The organism is Acidocella sp. C78 (assembly GCF_907164655.1).
In genome coordinates this window covers 31725-57104 of sequence record NZ_CAJQZK010000022.1, presented here as the reverse complement: position 1 = coordinate 57104, position 25380 = coordinate 31725, and the positions used below count along the sequence as shown (strand labels likewise).

18 protein-coding genes and 2 pseudogenes are annotated in these 25380 nt (G+C 69.8%); 12 read left to right on the top strand and 8 right to left on the bottom strand.

Annotated features, from left to right (window positions below; genetic code table 11):
• Positions 1–108 (bottom strand): annotated as a pseudogene (locus ACIDOCELLA78_RS000000108940) (acetyl-CoA carboxylase carboxyl transferase subunit alpha); the annotation flags it as partial.
• 62 nt (positions 109–170) lie between these two features.
• Positions 171–1343 carry an isovaleryl-CoA dehydrogenase gene (locus ACIDOCELLA78_RS000000108935; RefSeq protein WP_201729285.1) on the bottom strand — a complete coding sequence of 391 codons (1173 nt, stop codon included), beginning with the start codon at positions 1341–1343 and terminating at the stop codon, positions 171–173.
• A 457-nt stretch (positions 1344–1800) separates the two neighbouring features.
• On the opposite strand from ACIDOCELLA78_RS000000108935, the gene ACIDOCELLA78_RS000000108930 reads away from it, so the two are divergent.
• The 3 genes from ACIDOCELLA78_RS000000108930 to ppdK are packed head-to-tail and all read left to right on the top strand — an operon-like array spanning position 1801 to position 7358.
• Entirely contained in the window at positions 1801–2688 is an 888-nt protein-coding gene (locus ACIDOCELLA78_RS000000108930) for a glycine--tRNA ligase subunit alpha (protein WP_201729284.1), read from the top strand.
• The gene (gene glyS, locus ACIDOCELLA78_RS000000108925) at positions 2681–4681 is read left to right on the top strand and encodes a glycine--tRNA ligase subunit beta (protein ID WP_201729283.1); all 2001 of its coding nucleotides are present in this window, start codon (positions 2681–2683) and stop codon (positions 4679–4681) included. The genes ACIDOCELLA78_RS000000108930 and glyS overlap by 8 nt, the downstream gene beginning before the upstream one ends.
• A gap of 7 nt (positions 4682–4688) precedes the next feature.
• The gene (gene ppdK, locus ACIDOCELLA78_RS000000108920) at positions 4689–7358 is read left to right on the top strand and encodes a pyruvate, phosphate dikinase (protein ID WP_201729282.1); all 2670 of its coding nucleotides are present in this window, start codon (positions 4689–4691) and stop codon (positions 7356–7358) included.
• A gap of 66 nt (positions 7359–7424) precedes the next feature.
• Here the strand turns inward: ppdK and ACIDOCELLA78_RS000000108915 are convergent, their stop codons facing one another.
• The 4 genes from ACIDOCELLA78_RS000000108915 to ACIDOCELLA78_RS000000108900 form a co-directional block, all read right to left on the bottom strand.
• Positions 7425–10415 carry a glycosyltransferase gene (locus tag ACIDOCELLA78_RS000000108915; protein ID WP_201729281.1) on the bottom strand — a complete coding sequence of 997 codons (2991 nt, stop codon included), beginning with the start codon at positions 10413–10415 and terminating at the stop codon, positions 7425–7427.
• Positions 10416–10513: 98 nt separating this feature from the next.
• Positions 10514–11734, bottom strand: coding sequence for a hypothetical protein (locus ACIDOCELLA78_RS000000108910; RefSeq protein WP_201729280.1), 1221 nt, complete (start codon positions 11732–11734; stop codon positions 10514–10516).
• Positions 11735–11752: 18 nt separating this feature from the next.
• Positions 11753–12475 (bottom strand): dienelactone hydrolase family protein, encoded by a 723-nt coding sequence (locus tag ACIDOCELLA78_RS000000108905; RefSeq protein WP_201729279.1) that lies wholly within the window; start codon positions 12473–12475, stop codon positions 11753–11755.
• Between the two features lie 63 nt (positions 12476–12538).
• Positions 12539–13669 (bottom strand): type III PLP-dependent enzyme, encoded by a 1131-nt coding sequence (locus ACIDOCELLA78_RS000000108900; protein WP_201729278.1) that lies wholly within the window; start codon positions 13667–13669, stop codon positions 12539–12541.
• A 307-nt stretch (positions 13670–13976) separates the two neighbouring features.
• Here ACIDOCELLA78_RS000000108900 and ACIDOCELLA78_RS000000108895 point away from each other — a divergent pair, with 307 nt between their 5' ends.
• The 7 genes from ACIDOCELLA78_RS000000108895 (at position 13977) to ACIDOCELLA78_RS000000108865 (ending at position 21447) form a co-directional block, all read left to right on the top strand.
• Positions 13977–14696, top strand: a complete 720-nt coding sequence (locus tag ACIDOCELLA78_RS000000108895; protein ID WP_201729277.1) for a response regulator — start codon at positions 13977–13979, stop codon at positions 14694–14696.
• Positions 14693–16057, top strand: coding sequence for an ATP-binding protein (locus tag ACIDOCELLA78_RS000000108890; RefSeq protein ID WP_201729276.1), 1365 nt, complete (start codon positions 14693–14695; stop codon positions 16055–16057). The genes ACIDOCELLA78_RS000000108895 and ACIDOCELLA78_RS000000108890 overlap by 4 nt, the downstream gene beginning before the upstream one ends.
• 385 nt (positions 16058–16442) lie before the next feature.
• A complete protein-coding gene (locus tag ACIDOCELLA78_RS000000108885; RefSeq protein WP_249676320.1) occupies positions 16443–17312 on the top strand; it encodes an MFS transporter in 870 nt (289 codons plus the stop codon).
• Positions 17313–17762, top strand: coding sequence for an MFS transporter (locus tag ACIDOCELLA78_RS000000108880; RefSeq protein WP_307850929.1), 450 nt, complete (start codon positions 17313–17315; stop codon positions 17760–17762).
• 36 nt (positions 17763–17798) lie between these two features.
• Positions 17799–18626, top strand: a complete 828-nt coding sequence (locus tag ACIDOCELLA78_RS000000108875; RefSeq protein ID WP_201729275.1) for a xanthine dehydrogenase family protein subunit M — start codon at positions 17799–17801, stop codon at positions 18624–18626.
• Positions 18623–19096 carry a (2Fe-2S)-binding protein gene (locus ACIDOCELLA78_RS000000108870; RefSeq protein WP_201729274.1) on the top strand — a complete coding sequence of 158 codons (474 nt, stop codon included), beginning with the start codon at positions 18623–18625 and terminating at the stop codon, positions 19094–19096. Before ACIDOCELLA78_RS000000108875 ends, ACIDOCELLA78_RS000000108870 begins: the two co-directional genes overlap by 4 nt.
• Positions 19093–21447: a xanthine dehydrogenase family protein molybdopterin-binding subunit gene (locus tag ACIDOCELLA78_RS000000108865; RefSeq protein ID WP_201729273.1), complete on the top strand. Its 2355-nt coding sequence runs from the start codon at positions 19093–19095 to the stop codon at positions 21445–21447. Before ACIDOCELLA78_RS000000108870 ends, ACIDOCELLA78_RS000000108865 begins: the two co-directional genes overlap by 4 nt.
• 81 nt (positions 21448–21528) lie before the next feature.
• On the opposite strand, the pseudogene ACIDOCELLA78_RS000000108860 reads toward ACIDOCELLA78_RS000000108865, so the two are convergent.
• Positions 21529–22940, bottom strand: a pseudogene (locus ACIDOCELLA78_RS000000108860) (NAD(P)H-dependent flavin oxidoreductase).
• 260 nt (positions 22941–23200) lie between these two features.
• Positions 23201–23941 carry a 7-cyano-7-deazaguanine synthase QueC gene (queC, locus tag ACIDOCELLA78_RS000000108855; RefSeq protein ID WP_201729272.1) on the bottom strand — a complete coding sequence of 247 codons (741 nt, stop codon included), beginning with the start codon at positions 23939–23941 and terminating at the stop codon, positions 23201–23203.
• A 122-nt stretch (positions 23942–24063) separates the two neighbouring features.
• Between queC and ACIDOCELLA78_RS000000108850 the strand changes: the two genes are divergently transcribed.
• Together ACIDOCELLA78_RS000000108850 and ACIDOCELLA78_RS000000108845 are read left to right on the top strand one after the other, a co-directional pair.
• On the top strand, positions 24064–24831 hold the full coding sequence (locus ACIDOCELLA78_RS000000108850; RefSeq protein ID WP_201729271.1) for a molybdopterin-synthase adenylyltransferase MoeB: 768 nt from the start codon (positions 24064–24066) through the stop codon (positions 24829–24831).
• Entirely contained in the window at positions 24818–25357 is a 540-nt protein-coding gene (locus ACIDOCELLA78_RS000000108845; protein WP_249676314.1) for an SH3 domain-containing protein, read from the top strand. The genes ACIDOCELLA78_RS000000108850 and ACIDOCELLA78_RS000000108845 overlap by 14 nt, the downstream gene beginning before the upstream one ends.
• The last annotated feature ends 23 nt before the right edge of the window (positions 25358–25380 follow it).

Here is a 25380-nt window from a genome sequence, read left to right as displayed (position 1 = left end):
GACCTCTTCGGCGATGTTGAGCCCGCCCGGATCGGTCATCCGGCGCAGCTCCTCGATCTTGGCCTCAAGCTCGGCGACCGGTTTCTCGAAATCAAGGAAATGGCGCATGGCCGCGTTCGGTGCCGCAGTTTTCCGCCGGCGTCAAATTCTTCCCGAGCGTGGCGCGCGGCTCAGGCGGTTTCCCTGAACAGCTCGCGGCCGATCAGCATGCGGCGGATTTCCGAGGTGCCGGCGCCGATCTCGTAGAGTTTGGCATCGCGCAGCAGCCGGCCGGTCGCATAATCGTTGATGTAGCCGTTGCCGCCGAGGCACTGGATCGCCTCCAGCGCCATCCAGGTCGCCTTCTCGGCGGCGTAGAGGATGGCGCCGGCGGCGTCCTTGCGGGTGGTCCGGCCGCGATCGCACGCTTTCGCCACGGTGTAGACATAGGCGCGGGCGGCGCTCATCGTCACGTACATGTCGGCGAGCTTGCCCTGGATGAGCTGGAACTCGCCGATCTTCTGGCCGAACTGCTCGCGCTCGTGGACGTAAGGGATCACGATGTCGAGCGCTGACTGCATGATGCCCAGCGGCCCGGCGGCGAGGACGGCGCGCTCGTAGTCGAGCCCGCTCATCAGCACGTTGACGCCGCGCCCCACCCCGCCGAGCACGTTGGCCTCGGGGACGACGCACTCCTCGAAGACCAGCTCGCCGGTGTTGGAGCCGCGCATGCCGAGCTTGTCGAGCTTCTGGGCGCAGGAGAAGCCGGGCATGCCTTTCTCGATCAGGAAGGCGGTGATGCCGCGCGGGCCGGCTTCGGGGTCGGTTTTGGCGTAGACCACCAGCGTGTCGGCCTCGGGGCCGTTGGTGATCCACATCTTCGATCCGTTCAGCACGTAGGTTGTGCCGCGCTTGTCGGCGCGCAGGCGCATCGACACCACGTCCGACCCGGCATTGGGCTCGGACATCGCGAGCGCGCCGACCTTGCGGCCGGAGACGAGGTCCGGCAGGTAGCGCGCGCGCTGGGCGTCGGTGCCGTTGAGGCGGATCTGGTTGACGCAGAGATTGGAATGCGCGCCGTAGGACAGGCCGACCGAGGCCGAGGCGCGGGAGATTTCCTCCATCGCCACGCAATGGGCGAGATAGCCCATGCCCGCACCGCCATATTGCTCCGGCACGGTGATGCCGAGCAGGCCGATGTCGCCCAGTTTCGCCCAGAGATCGGCCGGGAAATCGTTGTCGCGGTCGATCGCGGCGGCGCGGGGGGCGATTTCGGCCGCGGCGAAGCGGCGGACCGTCTCGCGCAGGGCGTCGATCTCCTCGCCGAGATCGAAATCGAGCATGGTGTGGCTATTCGCGCGCATGGATTTGTCCTTCTCCCCGGTCGAGGCGTGCCGGCATCGCGGCTTCGAGCCAGCCCAGAGGCCGAGGGCGGCGCCGACGATGCCTTCGGTGCCGTTGTAGTTGATGACGGCGAGGATGCCGAGGGCGGCACCCGCGATGCCGAGCGGGCGGCGCGCGAAGGCGAAGCCGAGCAGGCCGAGCAGCAGGGCGGGAAAGCCGAACAGGCGTTCGTATTGCAGCCAGAGCACGGCGTGGCGTGGGGCGCAGACCAGCGGGGCGTGGGCGCTCGCACAGAGGCCGACATAGGCGCGGGGCGCGATCGTCGCCATGCGGAAGCCGATCGCGGCGGCGGCGAGCGCGATCACCACCGCGATTCCGATCAGGTCGGCCCGTGCGAATCTTGCCCTCATGCCCCTTGCCTCGTAATGGTGCGTCGCGAAAACGACTGCGACAGACCCGGCTGCATATCACGGACCCATGCAAGACCAGAAACACGCCCTGAGCTTCCAGGATATCATTCTCGCGCTGCACCGGTTCTGGGCCCGGCAGGGCTGCGTGACCCTGCAGCCTTACGACATGGAAATGGGGGCGGGAACCTTCCACCCGGCGACCACGCTGCGCTCGCTCGGGCCGAAACCGTGGGCGGCGGCCTATGTGCAGCCCTCGCGCCGGCCCTCGGACGGGCGGTATGGCGAGAATCCGAACCGGTTGCAGCATTATTACCAGTATCAGGTGATCATGAAGCCCTCGCCGGCGGAGGCGCAGGAACTGCTGCTGGCGAGCTACCGGGAGATCGGGCTCGATCCGCTGCGGCACGATTTCCGCTTCGTCGAGGATGACTGGGAGAGCCCGACGCTGGGCGCCTGGGGGCTCGGCTGGGAGATCTGGTGCGACGGGATGGAGGTGGGGCAGTTCACCTATTTCCAGCAGGTCGGCGGGATCGCGGTGGATGTGCCGAGCTTCGAGATGACCTACGGGCTGGAGCGGCTGGCGATGTATGTGCAGGGGGTGGAGAACGTCTATTCGCTCCGCTTCAACGACGCCGAGGGGCCGCGCGCGCTGAGCTATGGCGATGTGTTCCTCCGGGCGGAGAAGGACTATTCGGCGCATAATTTCGAAGTCGCCGATACCGCGATGCTGATGCGGCATTTCGGGGACGCGGAGAAAGAATGCGGGGCGCTGGTGGGGCGGGGGCTGGCGCAGCCGGCCTATGACCAGTGCATCAAGGCGAGCCATCTCTTCAACCTGCTGGACGCGCGGGGGGTGATTTCGGTGACCGAGCGCGCCGCCTATATCGGCCGGGTGCGGGCGCTGGCGAAGGCGTGTGCGGAAGCGTGGGTGGCGGGGGAGAAGGAACATGGCTGAGTTCTTTCTGGAGCTTTTCTCCGAGGAGATTCCGGCGCGGATGCAGGCGGCGGCGGCGGAGCAGCTCGCCAAGCTGGTGGGCGCGCAGCTCGCGCCATTGTCGCCGCGGGATGTGGTTGCCTTTGGCGCGGCGCGGCGGATCGCGGTGACGGCGACGATCGCGGCCGAGGTGCCGGCATCGGCGAGCGAAGTGCGGGGGCCGAAGCTCGCCGCACCGCCGCAGGCGCTGGAGGGGTTCCTGCGCAAGAACGGGGCGGCGCGGGAAGACCTCGTCGAGGAGGACGGGTATTTCCTGCTCCGGCGGAACCTGCCGTCGCGGCCGGCGGGCGAGCTGATCGCCGAGGAATTCGCGCAGGCGCTGGCCGGGTTCGGCTGGCCGAAATCGATGCGCTGGGGGCAGAGCGGGGCGTTCACCTGGGTGCGGCCGCTGCGGCGGGTGGTGTGTCTGCTCGATGGCGCGGTGGTGCCGTTCACGCTTGGGCCGGTTGCGAGCGGCGATGAGAGCGAGGGGCACCGGTTTCTGGCGCCGGGCGCGTTCAGGGTGGCCTCCGCCGCGCAATGGCGGGAGGAGCTGCGGGCGCGGTTCGTGATCGTCGATGCCGATGAGCGGCGGGAACGGATCAGGGCGGGGCTGCGCGCGGCGGCCGGAGACAAAGGGCTCGGCGTTGCCGAGGATGCGGGGCTGCTGGACGAGGTCGCGGGGCTGGTGGAGTGGCCGGTCTGCCTGATCGGGGCGATCGATCCGGGGCAGATGGCGCTGCCGCCGGAGGTGCGCGAACTGTCGATGAAGGTGAACCAGCGCTATTTCGCGACGCGGGACGCGGCGGGGACTCCGGCGCCCTATTTCGCCTTCGTCGCCAATATCGCCGCGAATGATGGCGGGGCGGCGATCATCGCCGGCAATGAGCGGGTGCTGCGGGCGCGGCTCGCGGATGCGGAGCATTTCTGGGCGCAGGATCGCAAGCAGAGGCTGGAGTCGTGGCTGCCGAAGCTCGATGCGGTAACGTTCCATGCGAAGCTCGGCACCCAGCATGCGCGGGCCGGGCGGATCGAGGCGCTGGCGCGGGAGATTGCGCTGGCGCTGGGCGCGGATGCGGCGGCGGCGGATGCGGCGGCGCGGGCCGGGCTTCTGTGCAAGGCCGATCTGGTGAGCGGGATGGTCGGCGAGTTTCCCGAATTGCAGGGGATCATGGGCGGGTATTACGCCGAGGCGTCCGGCGAGGGCGACGCGATTGCCGGGGCGATCCGCACGCATTACCAGCCGAAAGGCCCGTCGGACGAGGTGCCTTCGGGGGTTGTGTCCGCCGCCGTGGCGCTGGCGGACAAGATCGATACGTTGCGGGAGTTCTTCCGTATCGGCGAGACGCCGACCGGGTCGGGCGACCCGTTCGCGCTGCGGCGGGCAGCGCTGGGGGTGATCCGCATCGTGCTGGAGACCGGGCTCAGGCTGAACCTGATGCCGCTGGTGGGTGCCGAGGTGTTCGACTTCCTGATCGAGCGGCTGCGGGTGAAGCTGCGCGGCGAGGGCAAGCGGTTCGACGTGCTGAACGCCGTTCTGGATGCGGCGCGGGATGACGACCTGACCCGGCTGATCGCGCGGACCGAGGCGCTGGGGGCGTTTCTCGCCAGCGAGGACGGGGCGAACCTGCTCGCGGCGTATCGGCGGAGTACAAACATCCTCAGGATCGAGGATGCGAAGGACGGGCCGCACGAGGGCACGATCGATCCCGGCTTGCTGGCCGAGCCGGCGGAGATCGCGCTCGCGGATGCGCTGGAGGCGGTGGACCTCGAAGCGCGGCGCCGGCTGGAAGACGAGGATTTCGCCGGCGCAATGCGGGGTTTCGCGGCGCTGCGCGCGCCGGTCGATGCGTTTTTCGATCATGTGACGGTGAATGCGGCGGGTGCGGAATTGCGCCGCAATCGTCTGCGACTTCTCGCCCGCCTGCGCGACGTGATGCATCGCGTCGCCGATTTCTCGAAACTGGAAGGGTAACGCCCCGATGAGCAAATACGTCTACAGCTTCGGCCCCGGCGCCAGCGACGGTTCGGCCGCGATGCGCAACCTGCTCGGCGGCAAGGGCGCCAACCTTGCGGAGATGGCGAGCATCGGCCTGCCGGTGCCGCCCGGGTTCACCATCACCACCGAGGTGTGCACCGCGTTCTATGACAATGACCGCGCCTATCCCGAGGGGCTGCGCGCGCAGGTGGACGCGGCGCTGGCGAAGGTCGAGGGCGAGGTGGGGCGGCGCTTCGGCGACAAGCACAACCCGCTGCTGGTTTCGGTGCGCTCGGGCGCGCGGGTGTCGATGCCCGGCATGATGGATACCGTGCTCAATCTCGGGCTCAACGATGTGACGGTGCAGGGGCTGGCCGAGGGGGCGGGGGATTCGCGCTTCGCCTGGGATTCGTATCGGCGGTTCATCCAGATGTATGGCTCGGTGGTGCTGGGTGTGGCGCATCACCGCTTCGAGGAGATCATCGAGAACGTGAAGCTCGATGAAGGGGCGACCGAGGACACCCAGCTTTCGGCGCAGGACTGGCACCGCGTGGTCGAGGCCTACAAGGAGGTGGTGCAGGCCGAGACCGGCAAGCCCTTCCCGCAGGACCCGCACGATCAGCTCTGGGGCGCGGTGGGCGCGGTGTTCGGCTCGTGGATGAACCAGCGGGCGATCACCTATCGGCGGTTGCACGAAATTCCGGCCGACTGGGGCACCGCGGTGAACGTGCAGGCGATGGTGTTCGGCAATATGGGCGAGGATTGCGCGACCGGGGTGTGCTTCACCCGCGACCCCTCGACCGGGGCGAACGAGTTCTACGGCGAATATCTGCCGAACGCGCAGGGCGAGGACGTGGTGGCGGGCATTCGCACGCCGCGCCCGCTGTCGAACGCCTATGCGAAGCCGGGCGAGATCAGCCTCGAACAGTCGATGCCGGCGGCCTATGCCGAGCTGGTGCGGGTGCGCGAGACGCTGGAGCGGCATTACCGCGACATGCAGGACATCGAATTCACCATCCAGCAGCAGAAGCTGTATATGTTGCAGACACGCAACGGCAAGCGGACGGCGCCGGCGAGCGTGCGGATCGCGGTGGAGATGGCGGAGCAGGGGCTGATCGACCGGCGCGAAGCGGTGACGCGGGTGAACCCGCAATCGCTCGACCAGCTGCTGCATCCGACCCTCGATCCGAAGGCGAAGAAGACGCTGCTGGCGCGCGGGCTGCCGGCCTCGCCGGGGGCGGCCTCGGGCATCGTCGTGTTCTCGGCCGACGAGGCGGAGATGCGCGCACAGAAGGGCGAGGCGGTGATCCTGGTGCGGATCGAGACCAGCCCGGAGGATATTCACGGCATGCACGCGGCGCGCGGCATTCTGACCACGCGCGGCGGCATGACCAGCCACGCCGCGGTGGTGGCGCGCGGCATGGGCCGGCCCTGCGTGGCCGGGGCGGGCGGCATTCATGTCGATTACGGCGCGAAGACGCTCGCCGCCGGTGGGGTGACGCTGCGGGCGGGCGACACGATCACGCTGGATGGCGCGACGGGCGAGATTTTCACCGGCTTCGTGCCGATGATCGAGCCGCAGCTTTCGGGCGATTTCGCCAGGCTGATGGGCTGGGCCGACGAGGTGCGCCGGCTGCGGGTGCGGGCGAACGCGGAGACGCCGCTGGATGCCGAGACGGCGCGCAAGTTCGGCGCCGAGGGGATCGGCCTGTCGCGCACCGAACACATGTTCTTCGATCCCGAGCGCATCGGCGCGGTGCGGCAGATGATCATGGCGCATGACGAGGCCGGGCGGCGGGCGGCGTTGGAGAAGTTGCTGCCCTATCAGCGGCAGGATTTCGTGGCGCTGTTCCGCATCATGGCGGGGCTGCCGGTGACGATCCGCCTGCTCGACCCGCCGCTGCACGAATTCCTGCCGCATGGCGAGGCGGAGCTGGAGGAGGTGGCGGCGGCGCTCGGCATGGGCGTCGAGGCGATGCGCCAGCGCGCGGCCGAGCTTTCCGAGGCGAACCCGATGCTCGGCCATCGCGGCTGCCGCCTCGGCATTTCGTTCCCCGAAATCTATGAGATGCAGGCGCGGGCGATTTTCGAGGCGGCGCTGGAGGTGGAGACCGAGACCGGCAAGGCGCCGGTGCCGGAGATCATGATTCCGCTGGTGGGGATGAAGCGCGAGCTGGACATCACCCGCGGGCAGGTGGAGCGGGTGGCCGCCGCCGTGTTCGACGAGGCGGGGCGGGTGCTGGATTACAGCATCGGCACGATGATCGAGCTGCCGCGCGCGGCGCTGACGGCGGACACGATCGCGCAGTCGGCCGATTTCTTCTCCTTCGGCACCAACGACCTGACGCAGACGGTGTTCGGCCTGTCGCGCGACGATGCCGGCAAGTTCCTGCCGAAATATGTCGAGAGCGGGATTCTGCCGAAGGACCCGTTCGTCTCGATCGATATCGAGGGGGTTGGCGGGATGATCCGCATCGCCGCCGAGCGCGGGCGGAGCACCAAGGGTGGGCTCAAGCTCGGGATTTGCGGCGAGCATGGCGGCGATCCGGCTTCGATCGCGTTCTGCGAGGAGATCGGGCTCGATTACGTCTCGTGCAGCCCGTATCGGGTGCCGGTGGCGCGGCTGGCGGCGGCGCAGGCGGCGATTGGCGCGGGCGGCGACCGGACGGCATAGCCGGACGGATTTTTGCTCCGGCCGACGGGCGCCGGGGCAAAAATCCGGGGCGAAAAGCCTGGCGGGTCAGGTGGCGATGCTGGCGAGGATGCGGCGGACTTCCGCGTTGAATTGGGCGCGGTCGTTTTCCGCGCCGAGGCGTCGCAGCCCGGCGTTTCGCATCGCGGTCCATTGCGTTTCGTTGCGGTAGAGCGACGCGATCTGTGACGCGAAGGCCTTGGCGTCGTTGCGGGGGACCGCGGCGATTTCCTTGCCCTGTTTCCAGCCGAGCTGGCGGCAGAGCAGTTCGGTGGCGACGCAGGGCAGGCCGTAGGAGACGGTTTCGTAGACCTTGTAGGGCGTGCCGGCGGCGAAGCGGGTGGGGGCGATGAACAGGCGGTGTTCGTCGAAGGCAGGGCGGAGATCGGCGACCATGCCGCGCAGCGCGAGTCCGGGGATGTCGTCGAGTTCGGCGAGGTCGAGATCCGGCGCGGTGTAGCCGATGAAGGTGAGGGTCGGCGGGTTGTCCATCACCTTGCGCAGGGCGGGGAGGATCTCGTCGCGATACCAGCGGAGGCTGTCGAGATTCGGGCTGTCCTCGCGGTGGATGCTGCCGATGAAGAGCAGGCCTTCGCGTTCGGCGAAGGGGCGGGGCGTGGGGTCGAGGTCGCGGATGGTGCCGAGCACGGAGACGCTCGGCAGCCCGACGCCGCGCAGCAAGGCGGCTTCGGCCTCGTTCACGGCGGTGAGGTGGCGGCAGACCCTGGCCTCGCCGATTTCGGCGTTGATGGCCGCGGTGAGGTCGAAGTCATTGTCGCCGCGCAGGGCGGCGGCCTCGGCCTCGCGCGTGGCGGCGACGGCCTCGGTGTCGAGCACGAAGGGGATTTTTGTCGGGTCGATCCCGGCTTCGGCGAGGATGGGGGCGATGCGGGTGAGGTTGTGGGCGCGGGAGATCCAGAGCGCGTCGTAGAAGCCGGGCCGGTCGGCGAGGAGGTCGGGCAGGGTCAGGATGGTCTGGTCGTGCAGCACCTCGGCGGTTTCGGGCAGGTCGCCGAACTGGCTCATCAGGTCGTGCCGGGCGCCGTTGATCGGCAGGACGGAGACCTGCCAGCCGGCGGCGGCGATGGCGTGGACGACATCGTTGGCGCGGACGAAGCCGGAGCCGAGATGGCGGACGGGCACGGTGTCCTCGATGAAGAGCAGGTGCTTGCCGGCGCCGTTGCGCGCGCGGGCGCGGACCTCGCTGCCGGGGGTTCCGGCGGTGAGCTGACGGCGCATGAATTCGGCGTGTTTGCCGACGAACACGCGGCGGCCGCGGCGCATCAGCCGGGAGGCCGCTTCGGTGTTGGCGGAGCTGCCGTATTCGAGGTGATGGATCGTCACGTCCGGATCGTAGATGATGCGGAAGCCGGCCTCGATCATCCGCACGCAGAGATCGACTTCCTCGTAATAGGCGGGCTTGTAGTCTTCGTCGAACCCGCCGAGGCGCTGGACCAGGTCGGTGCGGCAGAGGAGGAAGACGCCGGAGCAGAAATCGACGTCGCGGACGAAATTGGCTTCCGGGGCCAGCGGCGAGGCGTCGCGCAGATAGCCCTGGGTTGAGCCGTCCGCCCAGATGATGGAGCCGGCTTCCTGCAACCGCCCGTGGGTGCGGATGACCTTGCCGCCGACGGCGCCGATATCGGGGGCGGTGGCGAGGCGGCGCAGCGCGGTGGCGATGGCGGCGTAGCCGAGTTCGATGTCGTTGTTGAGATAGAGCACGGCCGGGGCGGTGACGTGGGCGAGGGCGCGGTTGCAGGCGAGCAGGAAGCCGGGATTTTCGGGATCGTGGATGACGTGCGCGCCGTGGATGAAGGTTTCGATCCGCGTGGTGGCGTCGGTCGAGCCGTTGTCGACCAGCACCAGCTCGATATTGCCGGCGAAATTGGCGCGCAGCGAGGCGAGGGCCTGCATGGTGAGGTCGAACTTGCCGTGCACCACCATGATCACCGAGACGTCCGGCGTGCCGGAGACGGTGAAATCGATCCGCTGGCGGGCGAAGAGGGCGGAGTGGTTGCGGGCGCGCAGCTCGAAGAGCTGGCGGGTGGCGCGCTCCGGCAGGTCGGGCACGCGCTCGGGCGGGCAGTGGCCGAGCCCCTCTTTCAGCCCGATCAGGCGCAGATGGGCGAAGGCGTCACGCACCGCGCCGGTTTCGAGGTCGCTGCGGACGCGGGCATGGGTGTCGCGGTAATAGACGAGGTCGATATCGGCGCGGGGGCGGCGCAGCTCGAGCGCGCCGTAGCGGAGGAAGTGGTGAAAGCCGCTGCGCAGCGCGCCGGCCTGCACGGCGGCGGCGATGTCGTCATAGGTGTCGAGATGGTAGCTCTCGGAGAATTCGGCGACCGGATCGAGACCGGCGGCCTCGCCCCTGGTGATGTAGTGGTGCAGCGCGTTGAGGGCGTGGCCCTGGGCGATGTCGTCGCGGGCGGTTTCGTGGGCCGCGAGATACCAGGCGGGGTCGAAATAGGGCGAGGTGGGCAGCTCCGCAGAGCCGCTCCAGAGCGTGTGGAGATAGTGGGTGAAGGCGCCGATCTCGTCGAGCCGGGCGAGATCGCCGCCGGCCTCCTCGACCCGCTGGCGATAGAGGCTGCCGTCGAACAGGAAATGGCTGATCCGCTGTTCCCGCTGGCCACATTTCAGCCAGTGGTCGTAGCGGCCGCGGATTTCGAACTTGTCGAGATTATCGAGCGCCATGTCGGGGTAGAGCTCGCCATAGAGCGTGTCGTCGAACAGCCAGTGCGGGTTGAGGCCGCGATGGCCGAACTGGCAGAAATGGTCGAAGCCGGAACGATAGGTCCCCTCGGCCACGAGAACGGCGACATCGGGGTTCTGCGCCAGGTAGAACGGCTCGGCGAAGAGCGGGTTCGGGCTGTGGCCCAGCCGCGCGCCGATGGCGAGATAATAGTCGAGCAGGGCGGCGGGATCGGGTCCGCAGGGAAGCCGGGGATGGACGCGGCCATACCATTCGGCATCGAAAAATGCCCAGGCGGGTCGTTCCGCGGCGGGCAGGCGCAATAAAATATCGGCGGCCTCTGCCATTTTTGAAAGCTCTCTTGTCTTAAATAAATAAAATACTGAATTCGTAATCAGGTCATAACAAACTGCAAAACCGGCGGCGATGCAAGCCGAGGGTAATTTCAGGGGGCGAGCGGATTGTGCCGTCGCGCGGCGAGGGCGGCCCAGGCGGTCGGGGCGAGGGCGGGGACCGGGTAGTAGACGAAGGCGTGGGCGCCGCGGCCGGGGCCGGTGGTGAGGCCGGTGGCGAGCGGCGCGGCGGCGGTGGTCGTGCGCAGGAACCCCGAGACGCCGCGCGCCGCGACGAGGGTGGCGGCGAAGCGCGACGCGGCGGCCTTGTGGCCGCCGGCGCGGCGCAGGGCGAGCAGGGCGAAGGCGGTGCCCTCGGTCCAGAGCGCCCGGCTGGCGGCGCTGAAGCCGATCCCGGCCGGGTGGGTCTGCGGGCGGCCGAGGACGGCGAGGGCGGCGGTGAGGCTGGCGGCGACGCCGTCCGGCGGCGCGAGGCCGGCGAGAATCGGCCAGAGAGTGGCGTCGGCGGCGACGAGGCGGTTGATCCGGCCATCCGGCAGCAGGCCGGCGGCGAACAGGCCGGTCGCGGGATCGCGCATCGCGCGGACGAAGCCGGCGGCGTGGGCGGCCTCCGCGCGCCGGCCGAGCCGGGCGAAGGCGACCGCGAGATCGGTGTTTTGCTCCGTGCTGGTCCAGCCCAGGCGTTGCGGGTGCGGCGGGAAGCCGTAGAGCCCGCCGGTGAAGCCGCGCGGGGCGGCGCAATCGGTGGCGATCCAGTCCGCCGCGCGCATCGCCGCCTGGCGGTAGCGCGTGGCGTTCACCCCGGCGCGGGCGAGGCTGGTCCAGAGCAGGGTGGCCCAGGCGATGGGGCCGGTTTCGCTGCCGATCTGGTAGGGGTCTTCGGCCCAGTGGCCGCCCGCCGCGTCCCACCAGCCGGGCAGGGGGACGGCGCCGTGGAGCAGGCGCATGGGCCCGGCGCGATAGGCGTTGCGCAGGCGGGGGGCGGCGCGGTCGGGGTCGTGCGCCTGGGCGAGGGCGAGAGCGTCGGCGATGCGGGCGGCGCGCGGCGCATCGCCCGCGGCGAGGAGGGCGAGGCCGGCGAGGGCGTTGTCATAGACATAGGCGACGCCGTCATTGGCGGGGAAGAAGGCGGGGAAATGGCGATTGGCCGCGCTGTCGGGGTAGCTCGGCAGCAAAGCGGGGCCGGCGGGAATCGAGTCGAGGGCAGTGGCGATGGCGGCGCCGGGAGATGGCGGCGCGGCGGCGCGGGCAGTGGTGTGGGTGAAGGCCGGGCTCGTGGCGAGCCCGGCGAGAAGGGCGCGGCGGGGGATCATCCGCGCCGCGCCCCGTTGTCAGCCCAGCGCCTCGACCAGCGCCTCGGCGGTGCGGCCATTGGCGATGGTGGCGGCGCGGCGGTCGAAATGCACGCCGTTGACGCGGGCGAAGGCGTGGTGGACGGCGGGATAGACATGCGAGGAGACCAGGGCGTTGCTCTTCGTCGCCGCCATCACCGCATCGCGCGCCTCTTTCGGGGCGAACTCGTCGAGCTCGGCCATGTGCATCACCAGCTTGCGGCCGATATTGCCGAATTCGGGGATCAGCTTGTCGAGCATGACGCCGTAATAGGAGATGTTCACATCGGCGTCCGACCGTGTGGCCATCATCACCGCGAGGCGACCGCCGAGGCAGAAGCCGACGGTGCCGACCTTGCCGTTGCAGCCGGGCAGGGCGCGGGCGGTGGCGAGGGTGGTTTTCAGATCCTCGATCCCCTTGTCCTGGTCGAAGCCGTTCATCAGCTCGAAGGCGCGCTTCCACTCGGCCTCGGACTTGTCGGTGAGGTCGACGCCGGGCTCCTGGCGCCAGAACAGGTCCGGCGCGATGGCGATGAAGCCCATTTCGGCGATTTCGTGGCAGGTCGCGCGCAGCGCGTCGTTCACGCCGAAGATTTCCTGGATCACCACGACGGCGCCGGTCGGCTTCACGGAGGGGGTGACGGTGTAGGCCTTGAACGCGCCCGAACCGTCGGCGGCCTTGATGTCGATGCTGCCGATGGTGGTGGTGATCTGGTCGGTCATGAAGCTCTCCCTGAGCGCTGGTTGCAACAACGCGCCGCCCGGACACCGGGCAGCGCGGCTGGCTTACAGATAGTGCTCTTCCGGCGGGAGAAAACCGTTGAACCCCTGGCTTGCGTAACTTGTCACGTAGGCGCCGGCATCGTGGATCAGCACGCGGTCGCCGGCGGCGAGGGATGCGGGCAGCGGGCAGGGCGTGTTGCGGTACATCACATCGACGCCATCGCAGCTCGGCCCGGCGAGCACGGCCGGCGCGTCGGCGCCGGCGACGCCGGGGGCGGTGATGCGGTAGCGGATCGCCTCGCCTTCGGTTTCGGCGAGGCCGCCGAAACGGCCGAGATCGAGATAGACCCAGCGGCGGCCCTCATCCTCGTGCCTTGCGCAGGCGAGCACCACCTCGCTCACCGCCACCCCGGCATCGCCGACGATGGCGCGGCCGGGCTCGATCAGCAGGTCCGGCAGGTTGTTGCCGAACGCCTGGCGCACGGCGTCCATGATCGCGGCGCCGAAATCGCCGAGCGGCGGGATGTCGTCGCGGTAGCGGGTGGGGAAGCCGCCGCCGAGATTGAGCAGCCGCAAATCGATCCCGCGCGCGCGCAAATCGGTGAACACGGCGGCGGCCTGGCCGATAGCGGTGCGCCAGGCGCCGACGCCGGTCTGCTGGCTGCCGACATGGAAGGAGACGCCCCAGGGGATGAGGCCGAGCGCCTCGGCGCGGAGCAGCAGGTCGCGCGCATGGGTGCCGCTGGTGCCGAACTTGCGCGAGAGCGGCCAGTCCGCCCCGTCCTGGCTGACGGCGAGGCGGCAATAGACCTTTGCTCCGGGCGCGGCCGCGGCGAGCTTGTCCAGCTCCTCGTCGGAATCGAAGGCGAAGAGATCGACGCCGCTTGCATGCGCTTCGGCGATGGCGGCGCGCTTCTTGACGGTGTTGCCGAAGCTGATCGCGGCGGGGGCGGCGCCGGCGGCGAGGCAGGCGCGCACTTCCTCGATGCTGGCGGCATCGAAGCGCGAGCCGAGGCCGACCAGGCGATCGAGCACCGGGGCGGCGGGGTTGGCCTTCACCGCGTAATAGATCGCGGCGTCGGGCAGGGCGGCGCGCAGGGCGGCGAAGTTCGCCGCCACGCGATCGAGATCGACGACGATGGCCGGCGTGGACACCATGCCGGAGTCGAGAAAACGGGCGAGCCTGGGGGTCATTGCCCTCTCCCTTGCAAGTCTCGGAGCCAGGCGCGCCCGGGAGGGCGCGCGCGGCGGGTTGCGAAACGGTCGAACGAACCAGCGACCAGACGGAACCGGCGCGGAGGCCGGCAGTTGCCAGAACGCTTGACGTCGTTGCGTAACCCCCGATGGGAGGCAGAGGCACGTGCGTTGCTGCGTGAGCCGCGACATAGGGCCATCGCCGTCCGGCTGCAAGTGAAATTTCGGCCGGGGCGGGGTTGCGGATTTGCGTAAGGAAATGCAACTTGGCCCCCAAGGCGAAACGAATTCGGCTATTGTAACAGCCATGGAGACGATGCCGCATATTCTGGTGGTCGATGACGATCACGATATTCGCGAGCTGCTGGCGCGGTTTCTCGAACGCCAGCGCTTCCGGGTCACCGCGGTGCGCGATGCGCGCGAGGCGCGGCGGGCCTTTCTCAACGGGCATTACCAGCTCGTCGTGCTCGACCTGATGCTGCCGGGCGAGCCGGGGATCGATTTCGCCCGCTGGCTGCGCGCGGAATCGCAGGTGCCGATCATCATGCTCACCGCGCTCGGCGAGGAGCCGGACCGGATCATCGGGCTCGAACTCGGCGCCGACGACTATGTGACCAAGCCGTTCAACCCGCGCGAACTGGTCGCGCGCATCCGCGCCGTGCTGCGCCGGGTGGGCGAGGGCGAGGCGCACGGGCATGAGACCTCGGCGCGGCTCTACCGCTTCGCCGGCTGGATGCTGGAGACCGCACGGCGAAGGCTGGTCGACCCCAAGGGGGTCGAGGTGCCGCTGACCGGCGGGGAATATGACCTGCTGCTCGCCCTGCTCGACCGGCCCAACCGGGTGCTGACGCGCGACATGCTGCTCGACCTGCTGCGCGGGCGGCAGGCGGGGCCGTTCGACCGGGCCATCGACGTCGCGATTTCGCGGCTGCGGCGCAAGCTCGAGGATGACGGCCGGCGCGCGCAGATCATCAAGACGGTGCGCGGCGGCGGCTATGTTCTGGCCGCGACCGTCGAGCGGTCATGAAAACAGGATGGTGGCGGCCCGGCCGGTTCTGGCCGGCGAGCCTCGCCTGGCGCACCGGGCTCACGCTGCTGCTCGGCTTCTCGATCATCCAGGCGGTCGGCCTTGGCATTCACGTGCTCAACCAGATCGACGTCAACCGGGTGGTGGCGGAGCGGGCGATCGCCTCGCGGGACGGGGCGATCTATCGCCGGGTGGCGAGCGCGCCGCCGGAGCGGCGGGCGGTGATCGTCGCCGCCATCAACGGCGAGGCGGGCGACCGGGTGAGCCTCGATTCGAGCCCGCCCTTCGCCGACAGTTTCACCCTGCCGCTGCCGACGCGGCAGATGATCCAGGGCTCGCTGCTCGCCTTTCCGACGCCGGAATTCCTCCAGCCGCGGCAGGTGATGATGCGCGGCAGCATGTCGCCCTCGACCCTGATCCTGAGCTTCCAGCTTCCCGACAGCCCGGACTGGCTGACGGTGCGCAGCCCGTTCCGGCCGAGCCCGCCCTGGGCGCAGCCGGGCTTCGCCAGCGCCTTCCTGGTGATGTTCGTGCTCGGCGGGCTGCTGATCTTCTGGGGGGTGGTCCGGCTGACGGCGCCGGTGCGGACGCTGGCGGCGGCGGCGGAGCAGCTCGGCCGCGACATCGCCCACGCGCCCGCGCTGCCGGAGCGCGGGCCGGTGGAGATCGCGACCGCGGCGGTGGCGTTCAATACCATGGCCGCGCGCATCCGCCGCTTCGTCGAGGACCGGACCTTCCTGCTCACCGCGATCGGGCATGATTTGCGCACGCCGATCACGCGGCTGCGGCTGCGGGCGGAATTCCTGGAGGACGACGCCCAGCGGGAGAAGATCCTCGCCGATCTTGCCGAGCTGGAGGCGATGCTGGCCGCGACCATCGCCTTCGGCCGCGACGTGGCGCAGACCGAGGCGTCGGTTCCGGTCGATCTCGCGATCCTGCTGCGCACGGTGATCGACGAGACCGCCGATATCGCGCCGGGGGCGGCGCGGCGGATGCGCTATCAGGGGCCGGATCATGTCACGATCCGCGGGCGGCCGCTGGCGCTCAAGCGGGCCTTCGCCAACCTGATCGGCAATGCGGTGAAATATGGCCATGCCGCGCGGGTGTCGTTGCAGAAGGCGGAGCGGCACACGATGCGGATCGATATCGAGGATGACGGGCCGGGCGTGCCGCCGGGCGAGCTGGAGCGGGTGTTCGAGCCGTTCCGCCGGCTGGAGATCAGCCGCAACCGCGAGACCGGCGGCTCGGGGCTCGGCCTCGCCATCGCCCGCAACGCCATTCGCGCGCATGGCGGCGACATCACGCTGGCGAACCGGCCGGGCGGCAAGGGGCTGGTCGCCAGCGTCTATCTGCCCGAATGAGGCACGGCGCCAGGGTCTTGGAGGCGGGCGCGGGGATGTTTTGATCGCTGCGGAACGATCAAGACCAATCAAGGCATGTTCGCGATGCCGTGATAAAAATGGCATGGATGCTGCATTTATTTCTTGAAGGCCGGGCGGGTGCGGCCATATCTGACCATGGTTATCGATCCGCCGGCGCCCGTTCGGGGCGCCTGATCCATTTGTCGCCGTTCGGCCCGGTTGCGGGTGTTCGGCGGGCTGGACGCCCCGTGGGGCGACCGGCGCCGGCATGACGCAACGCCGTCATCCCGGCCGCAACATATCCCCCGCCCGGCCCGCGCCGCGCCGCCCCTGACCGGGTGTGGCGGGGCATCGGCGTCGCGGGGGCAAGACAGCGAGGCCCGACATGTCGCAACCCACATCCGCCGCCGCCACACCCGCCCCTGCATCTGGGCGGCTCAAGCAGCACCACACACTCTCGCTCGGCAATCTCGGCGCCGGGACCATCGGCAATGTGCTGGAATGGTACGATTTCGGCCTTTACGGCTATCTCGCGCCGATGATCGGCAGCCTGTTCTTTCCCTCGACCGACAAGATCGCCTCGCTGCTCGGCGCCTATGGCGGGTTCGCCATCGGGTTCATGATGCGCCCGATCGGCGGGGTGATTTTCGGCCATCTGGGCGACCGGGTGGGGCGGCAGACCGTGCTGGTGACCTCGGTGGTGATGATGGGGCTGGCGACCACGGCGGTCGGGCTGTTGCCGACCTATCAGCAGATCGGCTTCTGGGCGCCGGTGCTGCTGCTGGTGGTGCGGCTGTTTCAGGGCCTGTCGGTGGGCGGGGAGTTCACCGGCTCGGTGTCGTATCTCGTGGAAACCGCGCCGGCGAACCGGCGGGGGTTCGCCGGCAGTTTCGCGAATTTCGGTTCGACCGGCGGCTATCTGCTCGCCGCCGGCTTCGCCGCGCTGACCACGCTGTTCGCCGGGCACGGCGCGGTGCAGGGCTGGGCCTGGCGGCTGCCGTTCCTCGCCGGCGGGGTGCTCGCGGTGCTGGCCTATCTGGTGCGCTCGCGGCTGAGCGATACCGGCTATGAGCCGGACCAGGCGGCGACGGATGGCGAGCTGCCGATCCGCCAGGCGTTCCGCCGCAGCCCGAAGGTGATGGTGCTGGCGATGCTGTTCACCTGGGGCTATGGCGTGGCGGATTATCTCACCCTGGTGTTCCTGCCCACGTTCGGGGCGAAGTTCGGCGCGATTTCGGACAGTCTGGCGCTGTAGATCGTCACCGTCACGCAGCTGTTCGTGCTGTTCCTGATTCCGCTGTCGGGCTGGCTGACGGATCACTGGATCTTGCGCCGCTCCTGGCTGATCGGCAGTTTCGGGCTGCTGCTGGTGCTCGCGCTGCCGTTCTTCGCGATGGCGGAGCACGCGATGACGCCCTTCGCCATCGCGCAGGTGGTCTCGGGCCTGCTGCTGGGGGCGATCATGGGGGTGGCGCCGGCGATGCTCTCCGAGCAGTTCCGCTCGGAATACCGGCTGTCGGGCTATTCGCTGGCGTTCAATGTCGGGCTCGGGATCGGCGGCGGCACCGCGCCGCCGATCGCCACCGCGCTGATCGGGCTGACCGGGTTCAAGCTCGCGGCCGGCGCCTATCTGCTGGTCGGCTGCGCGATGTCGGTGGTGGCACTCTGGATGCTGAAGGATCGCGGCCGCCAGCCCTTGCGCTGAACGCCGCGATCGGACAGGTTTCGGGCGAGGAATGTCATGAAACCTGCTCCATTCGATTATGTCCGTGCCGGGTCGGTCGCCGAGGCGATCGGCCTGCTTGCCGCCCGTGAGGGGGCGGTGCTGCTGGCCGGCGGGCAGAGCCTGCTGCCGGCGCTCAATTTCCGGCTGTCGGCGCCGGGGCTGTTGGTCGATATCGGCCGGATCGCGGAACTGCGGCGGATCGAGGTGACGGCGACGCATCTGCGGATCGGCGCCGGCTGCACCCATGCGATGCTGCTGGAAGCACCCGAGATCGCCGCCCATGCGCCGCTGATCGCAACCGCACTCGCCCATGTCGCGCATCCGGCGATCCGCACGCGCGGGACGATCGGCGGCAGCCTCGCCAATGCCGATCCGGCGGCGGAACTGCCGGCCTGCATGCTGGCGCTCGACGCGGTGATGATCGCCGAGGGGGCGCCGGGGACGCGGCGGATCGCGGCGGCGGATTTTTTCACCGGATTGTTCGGGACGGCGCTGGAACCGGGGGAGATTCTGACCGCGGTGGAGATTCCGCTGGTGAAGGGGCGGCGGCATGGCTTCGCCGAGCTGGCGCGGCGGCATGGGGATTACGCGCTGGTCGGGCTCGCCGCCGCGGTGGAGGGGCGCATCGTGCGGCTCGGGCTTTTCGCGGTCGGCCACGCGGCGCTGCGCGCGCCGGCGGCGGAGCGGGCGCTTGCGGACGGGTTAGCGGGGCTCGAGGCGGCGTGCGCGGCGCTGGACCATGATCTGCCGCCGCATGCGGATTCGGAGATTTCGGCGCCGGTGCGGCTGCACCTGGCGCGGGTGCTGCTGCGGCGGGTGATGAAGGAATGTCTGGCTCCATGACGGCGATTTCCCTGATCGTGAATGGCGAGCGCGTCGAGGCGGAGGTGCCGGCGCGGCTGCACCTCGCCGATTTCCTGCGCGAGCGGCTGGGCCTGACCGGCACGCATCTCGGCTGTGAGCACGGCGTATGCGGCGCCTGCACGGTGCGGCTGGACGGGGCGATCGTGCGCGGCTGCCTCGTGCTCGCGGTGCAGGCGGAGGGATGCGTGGTCGAGACCATCGAGGGCGTGTCGGATTCGGGCGAGGTGGCGGATTTGCAGGAGGCGTTCTGGCGGCGCAACGCGCTGCAATGCGGCTATTGCACCCCGGGGATGGTGCTGGCGGCGGCGGATTTCCTCGCCCATGCGCCCGATGCGACCGACCGCGCGGCGATCCGCGAACATCTTTCGGGCAATTACTGCCGCTGCACCGGGTATGAGGCGATCATCGACGCGGTCGAGGCGACGGCGCGGGCGCGGAGGGGGGCATGAACGGCGCGGACCGGCCGATCGGGCGGGCGATGGCGCGGCCGGATGCGCGGCGGCTGACGCAGGGGCGCGGGCTGTTTGCCAGCGACATCGCGCTGCCGCGCATGGTTCATGCGGCGTTCCTGCGATCGCCCTACGCGCATGCGCGGATCGGGGCGATCGACCTCGCGCCGGCGCGGGAGATGAGGGGCGTCGTCGGCGTGTTCGACGCGGCGGCGCTGGAGGGGTGGTGTGCGCCCTGGGTCGGCGTGCTGATGCATCTGCAAGGGTTGAAATCGGCGCCGCAATATCCGCTGGCGCGCGGGGTTGCGCGGTTCCAGGGCGAGCCGGTGGCGATGGTGGTGGCGGCGAGCCGGGCCGAGGCGGAGGATGCGGCGGAGCGGATTGTCGTGGACTACGATCCGTTGCCGCCGGTGGTCGATCCGCTGGCCGCCCTGGCACCGGGGGCGGCGGCGATCCATCCCGAGCTTGGGGACAATCTGGCCTTCGCGCGGACGATCGAGGCGGGCGGCGGGGCGGCGGCGATCGACGCGGCGGCGGAGTGCGTGGCGCTGGAGTTCGACTTCGCCCGCCATACCGGGGTGACGCTGGAGCCGCGCGCGCTGGTGGCGGACTGGAACGAGGGCGAGCAGCGGCTGACGGTGCATCTCGGCACCCAGGTGCCGCATATGTTCCAGACCGTGCTGGCGACGCTGCTCGGCCTCGCCGAGCGGCAAATTCGGGTGATCGGGCCGGATGTCGGCGGGTCGTTCGGGATCAAGATCCATGTCTATCCCGACGAGATGGCGGCGGTGGCGGCGAGCCGCATCCTGCGCCGGCCGGTGCGGTTCGTGGCCGACCGGCTGGAGAGTTTCACCGGCGACATCCATGCGCGCGGGCATGTGGTTTCGGCGCGGATCGGGGTGGCGGAAGACGGGCGGATCGAGGGATTCGCGGTGGATGACCTGACCGGGGTGGGGCCGTATTCGGCCTATCCGCGCACCTCGGCGGTGGAGGCGAACCAGGTGATCAATCTGGTCGGCGGGCCGTATGCGTTCGCGCATTACGCGGCGCGGGCGCGGGTGGTGTTCCAGACCAAGGCGATGATGTCGCAATATCGCGCGGTGGGGCATCCGATCGCGACCGCGGTGACCGAGGCGCTGGTGGACGAGGCGGCGCGGCGGCGGGGGATCGACCCGGTCGAGATGCGCCGGCGCAACCTGATCGCCGACGACGCCTATCCCTGCGTCTCGCCGGCGGGGATGAAGTTCGAGGCGCTGTCGCACCATGCGTGCCTCGACGAGCTGGTCCGGCTGATGGACTATGACGGGCTGCGGGCGGAGCAGGCGGCGCTGCGGGCGCGCGGGGTGTGGCGGGGCATCGGGATCGCGAGTTTCATCGAGATCACCAATCCGGGGGCGGCGTTCTACGGCGTCGGCGGGGCGCGGATCGCGGCACAGGACGGGGCGACGGCGCGGCTCGATGCCGCCGGCGACGTGGTGCTGCTCTCCGGCACCACCGAGCAGGGGCAGGGGACGACGACGATGCTCGCCCAGGTGACGGCCGCGGCGATGGGGGTGGACCCGGCGCGGGTGCTGGTGAAGCTCGGCGATACCGACGCGACACCCTATGGCGGCGGCACCTGGGCCTCGCGCGGGGCGGGGGTGGGCGGCGAGGCGGCGTTCCGCGCGGCATCGGCGTTGCGGGAGGGCGTGCTGGCGCTGGCCGCGAGCATTCTGCAGGCCGCCCCGGAGGCGCTCGATATCCGGGATGGCGTGATCGTGGATGCGGCGGGCGGGGCCGCGCGGATGAGCCTCGCCGAGCTGGCGCGCATCGCCCATTTCCGGCCCGACACGCTGCCGCATGGGGTGGAGCCGGCGCTGGTGGCGAGCCGGCATTACGTGCCGCGGGACTATCCCTTCGCCTTCACCAACGGGGTGCAGGCTTCGGTGGTGGAGGTGGACGCCGAGACCGGCTTCGTGCGGCTGCTGAAGCATTTCGTGGTCGAGGATTGCGGGACGATCATCAATCCGCTGCTGGTGGACGAGCAGATTCGCGGCGGCGTGGTGCAGGGGCTGGGGGCGGCGCTGTTCGAGGAATGCCGCTACGATTCCGAGGGGCAGATGCTGAACGCGACGATGGCGGATTATCTGGTGCCGATGGCCGCCGAGATGCCGGATATCGTGATCGGCCATGTCTGCACGCCGACGAAGGAAAGCCATATCGGGGCGAAGGGCGTGGGCGAGGCCGGCACCGCGGCGGCGGCGGCGGCGGTGCTGAACGCGGTGAACGATGCGCTGTCACCGCGCGGCGCGCGGATCACCGCGCTGCCGATCACGCCCGCGCTTGTGCTGGACGCCCTCGGCATCGGCTGACCGCGGCCAGAAAGAGGCTGGCCGCGGTCAGCGGCCGGGGAGACTCTGACGCGGTCAGCGGCCGGGGAGACTCTGACGCGGTCAGCGGCCGGTGAGAATCCGTTCGACGAGCTGCTTCACGGTGGGGATGAAGCCGTTGGAGTAGAACGGGTCGGTCGCGAAGCGGTAGCCGTTATGGCCGCTGAACATCAGGTTCTGGTCGACCGATTCGGGATCGTTATGGGTGTGGGCGATGTCCTGCAGGGTTTTCTGGATGCAGAAGCTGCGCGGGTCGGACTTTTTGCCGTTGGAGAAATCGGGCTCCTCCTGCGACCAGTTGGAGAAGCGGCACTGCGAGAGGCAGCCCATGCAGTTCACCTGGTCGCGCCGGATGTCCTCGGCGGCTTCGGGGGTTTCGAAGACGAGGGTGGAATCCGGGGTGCGCATCGCCTCGGTGAAGCCTTCGCGTTCCCAGGCGTGGACGTCCCTGAGGTCGGCCGGGGTGAGCCAGACCGGGCGCTTGCGCGGGCCGACGCCGTATTCCTCGGTATGCTCGCCGACCGGCTCGGTGGTGTAGGCGACCTGGCGCTCGTTGCGGGCGCGCAGGCCCTGGATGAAGCCGTTGTTCACCGCGCTGGAATAGAAGCCGGTGGGGGAGAAGCGGTTGAGATAGACATCGCCCTGTTTCAGGGTGAGCAGTTTCTGCTTCCAGACGTCGCTGATCGGGCTTTCCTTCGTCAGCAGCGGGCGGGTGCCGAACTGGAAGGCGACGGGGCCCAGCTCGGGATTGTCGATCCAGTCTTCCCATTCCTCGAGCCACCAGACGCCGCCGGCCATGATGATCGGGGTGTCGTCGAGGCCGAAGGCGCGCATCTGCCGGCGCAGCTCGATGACGCGGGCAGCGGGCTTTCGGGCTTCGTCGGGTCTTCGGAATTGGACAGGCCGTTATGACCGCCGGCGAGCCAGGGGTCTTCGTAGACGACGCCGCCGAGCAGTTCCTGCGCCTTGTGGTAGGCGCGGCGCCAGAGCGCGTTGAAGGCGCGGGCGGAGGAGACGATGGGGTAGTAGTGGATGTTGAATTTCGAGGCGATTTCCGAGAGCCGGTAGGGCATGCCGGCGCCGCAGGTGATGCCGTTCACCAGGCCCTTCGCCCCTTCGAGAATGCCGGTGATGACGCGCTCCGCACCGCCCATTTCCCAGAGGATGTTGGCGTGGATGCGGCCGGCGCCGCCGGATTCCTCGTGGGCGCGGCGGGCCTGGGCGATGCCGCCCTCGATCGCGTAGGCGACCAGCTCGTCGTGTCGGGCGCGGCGAGTGGTGCCGCGATAGACCTGCGGGATCGGGCGGCCGGAGTCGTCGTAGCTGTCGGCATTGACGGCGCTGAACGTGCCGACGCCGCCCGCGGCGGCCCAGCTTCCGGCGGACAACCCGTTGGAGACCGCCACACCCTTGCCGCCCTCGACCAGCGGGAGAACCTCGACGCCACCCATTCTGATCGCATTGATCGTCTTCATCGTCTCGCTAACCTGTGCGCCGCCCGTGCGGCGCTTGCGTGAGTTTCAACACCAACCGACGTCTTGCCGATGTCGCGATGCGGACCGCGGGCCTGGCGGACGGCCCGGCTCCGGCGGGAGATGCCGCCGGCGCGCCGGAGCGGCGTCCTGTCCCGGCCTGCGGTGCGGCGTCGCGACCGTCTGCACCACCCGGATACGTGATCATATCATCAAATGGATGCACGAGAAACAGCCGGAGGGCCCGAGGGTATGTGAAACTGTCACGAGCCGGTCACAAAAGCCGCCCGTCCGGCGCGCCAGCGCCGCCAGCCGGCGGCGCGCAGGTCGCAGGCCGGGCAGGCGCCGCAGCCATGGCCCCAGTCGTGCAGCGTGGCGCGCTCGCCGCGATAGCAGCTATGGCTGAGGGTGCGCAGCGCCTCGACCAGCGCGGCGCCGCCGAGGCTGGCGGCGAGGTCCCAGGTGGCGGCCTTGTCGCGATACATCAGCGGGGTTTCGACCGTGACGGCGCGGTCGAGCCCGAGGGTGAGGGCGAGCTGCATGGCCTGCATCGTCGTGTTCCGGCAGTCGGGGTAGCCGGAATAGTCGGTCTCGCACATGCCGCCGACCAGGGTGGGGATGCCGCGGCGATAGGCGAGGGCGGCGGCATAGGTGAGGAAGAGCAGGTTGCGGCCGGGGACGAAGGTGTTGGGCAGGCCGGAGGCGGTGGTTTCGATCTCGATGTCGGCGGTCATCGCGGTGGCGCCGAGCGTGGCGAGGGCGGCGCTGATGTCGAGCATCGTGTCGGCGCCGAGTGTGCCGCGCCAGGGGCGCAGGGCAGCGATGGCGGCGCGCAGCGGGGCGCGGCATTCCAGCTCGACCGCGTGGCGCTGGCCGTAGAAGAAGCCGATCGTCTCGACCCGGTCGTAGCGGTCGAGCGCCCAGGCGAGGCAGGTGCCGCTGTCCTGGCCGCCGGAAAAGAGGACGAGTGCCGCGCTGGCGGCTTCCTGGGGGGGCGTGGTCATCGGGAGAGGATGCCGGGCGGGGCGGTTGCGATCAAGCGGTGATCGGCGAGGTTGGTCGGGTAGAGCGGGCGCGGTGATCCGCGCCCTTGCGAAGGGCGGCGGGCGGTGCGATTTGACGCAGCATGGATCTGGATTTTACCGAAACCGAAATCGCGCGGTATTCGCGCCACATCCTGCTGCGCGAGGTGGGCGGCACCGGGCAGGCGCGGCTGCGCGCGGCCTCGGTGCTGATCGTCGGCGCGGGCGGGCTCGGCTCGCCGGCGGCACTCTACCTGGCCGCCGCCGGGGTGGGGCGGATTTCCATCGTGGATGACGACGTGCTGGAACTCTCCAACCTGCAACGCCAGATCGCGCATGGCGTGGCGTTTCTCGGCGCGCCGAAGGTGGAGAGTGCCGCGGCGACGATGCGCGGGCTCAACCCGGAGGTCAGCGTCAACCCGATACGCGCCCGGCTGGAGGCGGGGAATGTCGGCGAACTGGTCGCCGCGCACGACATCGTGCTCGACGGGACCGACAATTTCGCGACCCGGTTTCTCGTCGCCGATGCCTGCGTGGCGGCGCGGCGGACGCTGGTTTCGGCGGCGGTGCTGCGCTTCGAGGGGCAGATCTCCACCTTCAAGCCGCATGCGGGGCCGGATTGCCCCTGTTATCGGTGTCTCTATCCCGAGGCGCCGCCGGCGGGCATGGTGCCAACCTGTTCGGAGGCTGGCGTGCTCGGCCCGGTGACGGGGGTGATGGGGACGTTGCAGGCGACCGAGGCGATGAAGGAGATTCTGGGCATTGGCACCTCGCTGGCCGGGCGGCTGTTGCTGTGGGACGCGCTGGATGCGCGGTTCCGGACGATCGCGGTGCCGCGCGCGCCGGGATGCGGCGGCTGTGGCGGCGGCTAGAGGGCGGCTGCTGCCCGGCGCGGCGCTGGTGGCGGCGGCGCTGCTGCTCGGCGCCTGGCAGGCGCCGCCGGCGGGACCCGGGCCGGGGCCGGCCAAGGGATCGGCGACCGGCTGGCCGGTGCCGCGCTTCGAGAGTTTCCGCTCGAAGGAAATCTACATGCGGGCGGGGCCGGGCTTCCAGTATCCGATCGTCTGGGTCTATCACCGTTTCGACCTGCCGGTGGAGGTGACCGGCGAGTTCAACGTGTGGCGGCGCGTGGTGGCCCCCGATGGCGGCGATGGCTGGGTGCACGAGGCGCTGCTGCACGGGGTGCGCAGCTTCATCGTCACCGCGACGCGCGGCACGCTGCGGGCGGCGCCGCGACGGGACGCGGCGGCGGTGGCCTATCTCGACAAGGGGGTGATCGGCGTGATCCGGCGCTGCCGCGCGGGGGCGACGTGGTGCCGGGTCGAGGCCGGGCACCGGACCGGCTGGCTCCGGCGCGCCGCGTTCTGGGGCAGCTTCGCCGGCGAGGCGGTGAAATAGGCCGGCGCGGCGGGTTTTCCACA

Coding starts and splice junctions, on each gene's coding strand:
- ACIDOCELLA78_RS000000108870 (WP_201729274.1), top strand. CDS start 18,623: ATGACGGCGATTTCCCTGATCGTGAATGGCGAGCGCGTCGAGGCGGAG.
- ACIDOCELLA78_RS000000108850 (WP_201729271.1), top strand. CDS start 24,064: ATGGATCTGGATTTTACCGAAACCGAAATCGCGCGGTATTCGCGCCAC.
- glyS (WP_201729283.1), top strand. CDS start 2,681: ATGGCTGAGTTCTTTCTGGAGCTTTTCTCCGAGGAGATTCCGGCGCGG.
- ACIDOCELLA78_RS000000108935 (WP_201729285.1), bottom strand. CDS start 1,343: ATGCGCGCGAATAGCCACACCATGCTCGATTTCGATCTCGGCGAGGAG.
- ACIDOCELLA78_RS000000108865 (WP_201729273.1), top strand. CDS start 19,093: ATGAACGGCGCGGACCGGCCGATCGGGCGGGCGATGGCGCGGCCGGAT.
- queC (WP_201729272.1), bottom strand. CDS start 23,941: ATGACCACGCCCCCCCAGGAAGCCGCCAGCGCGGCACTCGTCCTCTTT.
- ACIDOCELLA78_RS000000108930 (WP_201729284.1), top strand. CDS start 1,801: ATGCAAGACCAGAAACACGCCCTGAGCTTCCAGGATATCATTCTCGCG.
- ACIDOCELLA78_RS000000108915 (WP_201729281.1), bottom strand. CDS start 10,415: ATGGCAGAGGCCGCCGATATTTTATTGCGCCTGCCCGCCGCGGAACGA.
- ACIDOCELLA78_RS000000108875 (WP_201729275.1), top strand. CDS start 17,799: ATGAAACCTGCTCCATTCGATTATGTCCGTGCCGGGTCGGTCGCCGAG.
- ACIDOCELLA78_RS000000108895 (WP_201729277.1), top strand. CDS start 13,977: ATGGAGACGATGCCGCATATTCTGGTGGTCGATGACGATCACGATATT.
- ACIDOCELLA78_RS000000108905 (WP_201729279.1), bottom strand. CDS start 12,475: ATGACCGACCAGATCACCACCACCATCGGCAGCATCGACATCAAGGCC.
- ppdK (WP_201729282.1), top strand. CDS start 4,689: ATGAGCAAATACGTCTACAGCTTCGGCCCCGGCGCCAGCGACGGTTCG.
- ACIDOCELLA78_RS000000108910 (WP_201729280.1), bottom strand. CDS start 11,734: ATGATCCCCCGCCGCGCCCTTCTCGCCGGGCTCGCCACGAGCCCGGCC.
- ACIDOCELLA78_RS000000108890 (WP_201729276.1), top strand. CDS start 14,693: ATGAAAACAGGATGGTGGCGGCCCGGCCGGTTCTGGCCGGCGAGCCTC.
- ACIDOCELLA78_RS000000108900 (WP_201729278.1), bottom strand. CDS start 13,669: ATGACCCCCAGGCTCGCCCGTTTTCTCGACTCCGGCATGGTGTCCACG.
- ACIDOCELLA78_RS000000108885 (WP_249676320.1), top strand. CDS start 16,443: ATGTCGCAACCCACATCCGCCGCCGCCACACCCGCCCCTGCATCTGGG.